The organism is Silvanigrella sp. (assembly GCF_044369315.1).
Classification (GTDB): domain Bacteria; phylum Bdellovibrionota_B; class Oligoflexia; order Silvanigrellales; family Silvanigrellaceae; genus Silvanigrella.
In genome coordinates this window covers 1-8,468 of sequence record NZ_JBIPMD010000140.1, presented here as the reverse complement: position 1 = coordinate 8,468, position 8,468 = coordinate 1, and the positions used below count along the sequence as shown (strand labels likewise).

The 8,468-nt window shown below is 31.5% G+C and carries 8 protein-coding genes; 1 reads left to right on the top strand and 7 read right to left on the bottom strand.

Features of this window, described 5'->3' with window-relative positions; all coding sequences use genetic code 11:
• On the top strand, nucleotides 1-691 hold a 691-nt coding region (locus ACIQ56_RS11300; RefSeq protein WP_397601165.1), incomplete at its 5' end, for an HAD-IB family phosphatase.
• 160 nt (nucleotides 692-851) lie between these two features.
• On the opposite strand, the gene ACIQ56_RS11295 is transcribed toward ACIQ56_RS11300, so the two are convergent.
• The 7 genes from ACIQ56_RS11295 to ACIQ56_RS11265 all read right to left on the bottom strand — a co-directional run.
• The gene (locus tag ACIQ56_RS11295; protein ID WP_397601164.1) at nucleotides 852-2,294 is read right to left on the bottom strand and encodes a hypothetical protein; all 1,443 of its coding nucleotides are present in this window, start codon (nucleotides 2,292-2,294) and stop codon (nucleotides 852-854) included.
• Between the two features lie 216 nt (nucleotides 2,295-2,510).
• Nucleotides 2,511-3,359, bottom strand: coding sequence for a dienelactone hydrolase family protein (locus ACIQ56_RS11290; protein WP_397601163.1), 849 nt, complete (start codon nucleotides 3,357-3,359; stop codon nucleotides 2,511-2,513).
• Between the two features lie 168 nt (nucleotides 3,360-3,527).
• Nucleotides 3,528-4,979: a sensor histidine kinase gene (locus ACIQ56_RS11285; protein WP_397601162.1), complete on the bottom strand. Its 1,452-nt coding sequence runs from the start codon at nucleotides 4,977-4,979 to the stop codon at nucleotides 3,528-3,530.
• Nucleotides 4,976-5,503 carry a D-aminoacyl-tRNA deacylase gene (gene dtd / locus ACIQ56_RS11280; protein ID WP_397601161.1) on the bottom strand — a complete coding sequence of 176 codons (528 nt, stop codon included), beginning with the start codon at nucleotides 5,501-5,503 and terminating at the stop codon, nucleotides 4,976-4,978. Before dtd ends, ACIQ56_RS11285 begins: the two co-directional genes overlap by 4 nt.
• Nucleotides 5,504-5,525: 22 nt before the next feature.
• Entirely contained in the window at nucleotides 5,526-6,392 is an 867-nt protein-coding gene (locus tag ACIQ56_RS11275; protein ID WP_397601160.1) for a lysostaphin resistance A-like protein, read from the bottom strand.
• Between the two features lie 32 nt (nucleotides 6,393-6,424).
• Nucleotides 6,425-7,732 (bottom strand): glutamate-1-semialdehyde 2,1-aminomutase, encoded by a 1,308-nt coding sequence (gene hemL / locus ACIQ56_RS11270; protein WP_397601159.1) that lies wholly within the window; start codon nucleotides 7,730-7,732, stop codon nucleotides 6,425-6,427.
• Nucleotides 7,732-8,468, bottom strand: a 737-nt coding sequence (locus ACIQ56_RS11265) for a CTP synthase (RefSeq protein ID WP_397601158.1), incomplete at its 5' end; no start/stop codon positions are given. The genes ACIQ56_RS11265 and hemL, both read right to left, overlap by 1 nt.

Here is an 8,468-nt window from a genome sequence, read left to right as displayed (position 1 = left end):
TTTAAAAACGGGAGACTTTATGCAAACCCCACGTTATGCCTTTTTTGATTTCGACGGCACCCTCATATGCCAAGATTCATTCCTCACACTTCTAAAAAAGATACTCAAGAGCGAACCCTTAAGAATTCTTTTGCTCCTTATTATTTCCCCTTTTTTAATTCTTACAGGGCTATTTAAACTAGATAAAACATTAGCCAAATCCTTAATTTTATGGAGTTTAACCGTAGGAAAAGAAAAAAGAGAATGCGCACGCTTTTTAAGAAATATATTAGCAACAGAAAGCAATTCTCTTTGGTTTCAGGAAGCTGTCGAAACTTTTGAAAAACTGAAACAAGAAGGTGTTGAAATTGTTGTTGTTACCGCATCTGGGCAAACCTGGGTCAGAGGAATGCTCCATGGCAAATACTCCCATTTTAAATTGATTATAGGAAGTAAACTCACGTTTTATGCGGGAGGGGTTATTTTAAAATCGAAAAATTGTTATGAAAAAGAAAAAATAAAACGGATTCACGAAGCTCTTGGTGAGAATATCATTTGGCACAGTGCTTGGAGCGATCATATTGCTGATCTTCCCATGTTACTTAAATCTCAGAAGCGTTATATTATATGTCCTAAAGAAAAACATAAAAAGATTTTTAAGAAAAAATTAGAAAAAAATTTTAAATTATTAAATTGGACGGTATTAAAATAAATCAATGAAATTTATTAATTATTTACCAACCAAATTATTTTTATTTCAGAATTTATTTTAAAAAATATAAATAAATGTTTAAGTTAAATTATTACTTATAATTTGAAACGTTTCAAACAATCCTGTTTTAAAAAAGAAAGATTATTTTAATAGTTTTATTTTAAAATGAATGTTCTATTGTAATTGAATTACATTTTTCCATTGTTGAAAAAATCATTAAGCCGCCATATGAACACCATATTGAAAGGTAACAAAAATTATCTGTTAAATAAGTATCATCAAATATATTACATAACTCTATTAAATTGCTATTTGGTAATTCGAATTTTTTAAATTTTTTAGTAATTTCTTCAGTGCTTTCAGGAGTATATAGCTTCAAAACAAAATCAGCATCCTCTGGACATCCTCCATAAATTTCTTGATAATCTGCCCAGCAAATTTGGGATTTAAATTTTTTTGATACAAGCATCCAATGAAAGTGTTTTTTTGGCCTTTTGTGATGTGTAATTCCTAAAGAACATTCAGCTGGAACAATAGACTCATTAGAGTTTAGTCTTAATGCTGTAACTATTCGTGTGGGAAGAATATTGTCAGTTCTATAAAATTCGACATTCTTTCCTAAATTGTTTTCGAAAGTCATTCTGTGAATATCTCCAGTCAAAAATTTTCTTTCTTTTTCATCAATTTTTGAAATATACTCACCAAAGCTATTATCAGGATAAACTACAATTTCTTGTTTGAAATCTCCGTTGACATTTGGAGTTCTCATATAGGCTCTTAAAATACCATTCGTAATTTTATCTGTTTCATGACTAGAATAATCAAAATTGCTATGAGTGAGTTGAATCTGGCTGTCATCATTTTTTTTAACACCACAAAGCATTCTAGTGAAACCATCTTTGAGTTTAAAACTTATTCTTGCATTTCCAGGTTTATTACCAAGCCAATTGATAAGGTTTTCAAAATAATTTTTGGGTTCAATAATTATTGTTTCAAAAGGAGCCATAGGTTGCAATTCAATTTGAGTTACTTGCTCTTTTCCTAAAAAGTTTCGTACAGCTAATTTAATTATTTGTCTCTCATGTTGATTTGGTCCATTATGAATTACAGAAAAAGACGTTGTGTCTAAATTATCGCGCAGAGTCCAGCAACTCTCTTCACCAATTGTTATAGTTCTTTTTTCTTCAATCTCATGTTGAGAGTATGCTCTTGCATAAGAATGAACCATTGATATGGATTCGGTTGATTCATATATTGCCATTATAGCAGCATATGGAATACGCATATTTTTTATACTAAATGCTTCAATTTCTACCGAACCTTCAAAATCTTCAGGTGGAGAATAATTGCAAACAAAATTTTCTTCAAAGTCAATATTTTTTCGATAAATAAGTTCACCAGAAAGTTTTCTTAGATTGAGTAAAATACTAACATCAATATTATTTTTATATTTCCAATAGTTGCTAAATGAAATGGTAGTATGAATTTGAGAACTATTTTTAACCCAAAAAATTGCAGAGCTACGAAAGACTTCACCAAATTTATTTTCATAGTTATCAGCTTGACTTATAAATAACTTTTTATTTTGTCCTATTTGAATCATTTTAATCCCACTTGCGCTATATATAATAAATTTTAAAACAAATTGATGATATAAAAAACGATACAAAAAACAACTTACTGTGTAAAAAAAAATTGATGAACAAAAAATCTTATTAACGCTTGTTGACTTTTTATCTATCTCACTTGAATAAGACTTTAATGAACATAATATAATAAGAGAGTTTTTTTAGTTTGGCATTTTTCTTTAATTAATTTATTAATGACTTTTTATCCAATTTAACATTTCACGAATGCCTTCATCTGCTGCCATTTTATTATAACTTGGTCTATAATCCGCAAAAAATCCGTGCTCTGCATCGGGATAAACTATAATTTTAGAACCACTTTTCCCTTTATCAAGAGCTTTTTGCATTTGATCTACATGTTCTTGCGTAATACGAGCATCTTTACCACCATAAAGCCCTAACACAGGAACTTTTAATGTAGCTGCAATATCAACTGGAAATTCCATTTTATCAGTTGGATTTCCAACAAGAGGTCCATACCAAGCAATTGCCGATTTTATATTTGGGTTATGTGCTGCATAAAGCCAAGTTGTTTTTCCACCCCAACAAAATCCAGTTACATTTAATTTTGATATATCTGATTTTTTATTTAATTTTGCAAATTTAACCGTAGCATCAAGATCCATGTTTACTTGTTTATTTGTTACTTTTGAAACTACTTTAGAAATAATATCTGGAATATCTTTTATTTTTGTTACATCACCTTGTCTAAAAAATAAATTAGGAGCAATGACGTAAAATCCAAGTTTTGCAAACCTACGGCATAAATCTTTAATATGTTCATGCACTCCAAATATTTCATGACAAATTAATAAAACAGGAAAAGGACCATTTCCTTTTGGCATTGCCAAATATCCAGGAATTTTTGATTTTCCAACAGGAATTTGGATATCACTGACTTCAATTCCATCGGAATCTGTACTTATGACAGAAAAAGCAACAGGAGTAACAGCTAAAGCATATCCCGTTGCCACAACTGTTTTTAAAACAAAGTCTCGTCTGTTTATATTGGCTGAAGAATTTTTATCGTCTTGATCCATATTTGTCACCTTTACTCTTTAAGTAACATCTTAATATTAAATTTATCGAACAATATCAAAAACTAAGATATGAGTCAATGTTTTCTTAAAATAACAAAATACCTAAAAAAATGTAAAATGAACTTCTGATTTAAAAATATTGTCATTATGATCTTGAAAAATTTTATTTTAAAAAGATGTGAGCAAATCAATTTTCTTTTTACTTGGATTAATAGGTAACATAATTGTAAAAACACTTCCTACACCGACTTCACTTCGTAAAGAAATCGTACCACCATGAGCTTGAACAACATGTTTTACAATGGCAAGCCCTAAACCAGAACCTCCGCCCAAACGATTGTGTGATTTATCGACACGATAAAAGCGTTCAAAGGCACGGATACGAGAATGATTTGGTATTCCAATTCCTGTATCTTCTAAAAAGATAATATGGTGCGTTTCATTTTTACGAACACTTATTTTTACAATACCACCGGGTCTATTATATTTAACAGCATTATCTACTAAGTTTACTAAAACAGAATCAAATCTTTGAGAGTCAACAAAGATTTCATCTATGTCTGGATCGACATCGGCTAATATTTCAACTTCAGCCTGTTTAGCTTTGGGTAAAATATTTTCAACAACACGTCTAATTCCATCATGAATATGATAGGGTTTGATTGATAAAGTAAGCGATCCCGATTCCAGACCTGTTACAATAAGCATTTCATCAATTAATTTTGTTAAATTTTCTGAATTACGAACGATGACAGATAAAAAATTTTGTGCTGTTTCGTTATTTATAAATTCAGGCATATCTTGAATAATCTCGGCATAACCCCTTATTGCTGAAATTGGTGTTTTTAATTCATGACTCACATTGGCAAAAAATTCTCTTCGAATTTCTTCACCTTTATGAATATCCGTTAAGTCAAATAAAAATATCATCAATACAGGATTTTGTTGTTCAGAATATAATGCTACTATTTTAGCGCGAACGCGGCGAATTTCTGGGCCATCCAAGTGAAGAGATTCAATAATTTGTGCTTGGATAATTTGATTTCCTTTTATTTCAGAAATCATTTTTTGGATCATTGCAGATAGTTCTACACTTCTTAATACTTCAAGCACATCTCTTTCTGCGACATCAGTATACCAGCCAATCCATCTTCTAACGGTATTATTGATTTTTAGAATTTTTCCTTCATGATTTACAATAACAACCCCTTCTCCAATTGCTCCAAATATTTCATCGAGTCTAGAGGTTTGTTCCCTTGCTTCTAAAATGCTGCCGCGCATTCTTTTTGCCATATCTTGCACAGCTCTTGCAATTCGAGAAAATTCGTCATTTCCTACAATAGGCAAGCTATCAATGCCTGCATCAAAACCACCGTGACGTGTTAATTGCATTAAAGAATGAGTGGGTTTGTCTACTAAAATATATAAAATAAAGTAACAGTAGAGAAAAAAAATCGGAAGCACAAAAAATAAAGGCAAAAAATGGTAAAGCACACAAGAAAAAATAGTTCCTAATATGATTCCAAGAAATATTCTTTGCTTAACAGTGCTAGGATAAAAAACAGATAATAATGGTCTTAAATTTGCCTTTACATTTGTAAAGTGAGAATCAAAACTCACAAAATCCCCTTTATCCCAGAATCCATTATTAATGTAACAGGACCGTCATTACTAAAAGATACTTTCATTTCGGCACCAAAAATACCAGAATAAACTTTTAAAGATTCCATTTTTTGTTTTAAAATCTCTAAAAATTTATCATACATTGGTTTTGCAAGTATAGGTTTTGCAGATAATGTAAAGCTCGGTCTATTTCCTTTTCGGCAATCCCCAAATAAGGTAAATTGACTAATTAAATAAATGCCTCCTTGAATATCTTTGACAGATAAGTTCAATTTTCCTTCTTTATCTTCAAAAATTCTTAATAAACAGATTTTATCTGCAAGTTTTTCTAATGAAGGGACAAACTGATTTATGATATTTGAAACATTTTCTTCTTGAATTTCACTTTGTATTTCTTTAAATCCGATTCCAAATAAAAGAACAAGGCCATATTCCATTTTACCTTGAGACTGCTGATCGATTTGAACTTCTGCATGTTTCGCTCTTTGAATGACTGTTCTACAAATTAAATTATCAATCATGAAAAAGAATCTCCAAAAACATTTATATTTTATAAAATGGATAAGTAAAAAAGATAAAATGGGTTATATTCAAACCAAAATGAACTAAAATTGCAGACTCCAGTTTCCAGGATTTTTGGTATGCGTAGCCATAGCCAATACCTGCAACAAAAGCAAAGATAGCCATTAATACACCGCTATATAAATGGCCTAATCCAAATATAGCAGAAGTTATTAATATCGATAAAAGTGGAGCTGCTTGTTTCATTTTAAAATTTAAAGAAAAAACATCAAATAGTTTTTTCTGTAAAAAACCTCTAAAAAACACTTCTTCAGCTACAGAAGTTAATAATAAATTATTCAAAATAAATAAATACATTCCATCGGGAATTTTATAATTAAATTTTACGAATCCAGTTAAAACAGCGGGTGTTAATAAAAAAATAATTAATATTAACAATACAGGAATAAATTCCTTAATTATTGTTTTCCATTCTGAAAAAGATTTAGATCTTTTTATAATGTATGCTGTCAAAATAATTCCACATACCGCTTTTTCAATATTGATCCCCATCCAAAAGGGAGCTGAAATAGAACTAAATTTTACACCTTCAAAAATAGGTATAGGATTTGAAAAAGGAATCCCACCTTTCATAGCAATTGCTGCAAAAAAAACGATAAGTAATGAAAATAAAAATCGAATCATTTTATTTTGAATATTTGTATAAAAATGACAAGATAAAGCAAATAAAATAATGAGCAATAAAGAAGGATAAGAAATAAATCCCATGAAAAAAGTTAAAAAAGAAAAACCAATAGCTACAGCAATAGAAATTTCTTTTTTAGAAAAAATCCATAATGAGAGAGATGAAAAACAAATGATACCTTGTAACAATTCAGAAGTTAACATAAAAGGATTTTCCCTTTAAAAAAACCGAAGATTTAATCTTCGGCATTTAAAACATTCTTAACTATAGAGACCATCAGATCTAAATCTTCGTATTCAATACAAGTACTCAGAAAACCGACTTCATAACCACTTGGTCCTAAGTAAATCCCATTTTGAATCCACTCATGATACACTTTATTAAATAACTTCATGTCTGTCTTAGATACTTCATCAAAATTATTTGGCGCTCGATTTGTTCCAAAAAAGAAACAAAAGAAAGACTCTATTCTAACGAAACAAACTTTAGATTTTTCAATATATGGAGTTAATTCTTTTTGAACTAAAGAGTCAAGATATTTGCCAAGACTTTCAAGCTTTTCAAAAGCATTTTGATTTTCAATTTCACTTAAAGTTGCATATCCTGCAACCATAGCTAATGGATTCCCAGATAAAGTACCAGCTTGGTAAGCATCACCTAATGGTGAAATCATTTGCATAATTTCTTTTTTACCACCATATGCTGCAGCAGGAATACCACCGCCAATAATTTTTCCAAATGTCCAAAGATCGGGTTGGACTTGAAAGTAACTAGCAGCTCCGCCTTTTGATAAACGAAAACCAGTCATAACTTCATCAAATATCAGAACGGTTCCATTTTCTTTTGTTACTTTACGTAAAAATTCAAGATAACCTGGTTTTGGTAAAACAAGCCCCATATTTGCTGCAACAGGTTCAATGATAACGGCTGCAATATCATTTCCATATTGAGAAAATATTTCATGAATACTTTCTTCACTATTATAAATTGCAGTTAAAGTATCTTGAGTAGTTCCTGAAGGGACTCCTGCTGAACTTGTATTTCCTAAAGTAGCAAGACCACTTCCTGCTTTCACTAAAAATTGATCCGCATGTCCATGATAACAGCCTTCAAACTTAACAAACTTGTTACGTTTAGTAACAGCTCGAGCCGCTCTTACGGCGCTCATGGTTGCCTCTGTTCCGCTACTAACGAAACGCATCATTTCAATGCCAGGAATCCAATTTTGCACTTTTTCTGCCAAACGAACTTCGAGATCCGAAGGAGCGCCAAAAGTCACTGCTTTTTGAAGTTGCTCTTGCATCGCAGAAATAAGGGAAGGGTGTGAATACCCAAGAATGAGTGGCCCCCATGAAGAACAAAAATCAACGTAACGATTTCCATCTACATCAAATAAATTTTTTCCCATACCATGAGAAAAAACGATTGGAGATCCTCCGACTGAACGAAACGATCTTACCGGAGAATTCACACCACCAGGAAATACCTTGCGGCTTCTTTCCATTACTTCAATTGATTTTTCAAAATTTCGAATATTTGGCATTAAGTATTTGTCTCCTCTTTTCTTTTTGAGTTTACCAAGGCTGCCGCAATAAAGTCTCTAAAAAGAGGATGTGGAGCAATGGGTCTACTTTTTAATTCTGGGTGAGCTTGACAAGCTAAAAACCAAATATGATTTTCCAATTCCATCATTTCAACTAAAGTACCATCTGGGCTTTCCCCAGATATGAGAAATCCAGAATCTTCAAAACGTTTTTTAAAGTCTAAATTAAATTCATAACGATGGCGGTGTCTTTCACTAACCCTGTCTGCATGATATGCATCAAATGCTTTCGTATTCCTGCGCACAAGGCAATCATAAGCGCCGAGACGCATACTGCCTCCTTTTTTGCCAATACCTTGCTGACTTTCCATCAAATGGATGATTTTATTTTTGGCATTGGAATCAAATTCTTCTGATGTGGCATCGAGAATTCCTAATGCATTTTTTGCATATTCAAGACAAGCTAGCTGCATTCCTAAACAAATACCAAAGAAAGGAACATTATTTTCACGCGCATATTGAATGGCAAGCATTTTGCCTAAAACACCACGATCTCCAAAGCCACCTGGAACTAAGATAGCATCAAATTCAGACAACATTTCTTTTGTATTTGCTGTGGTCAATTGTTCTGAATCGATTCCTACAATTTCAACATGAGATTCGTTTGCAATACCAGCATGAGTTAGTGCTTCATAAACAGATTTATAGGAATCTCTTGTTCCCATATATTTTCCAA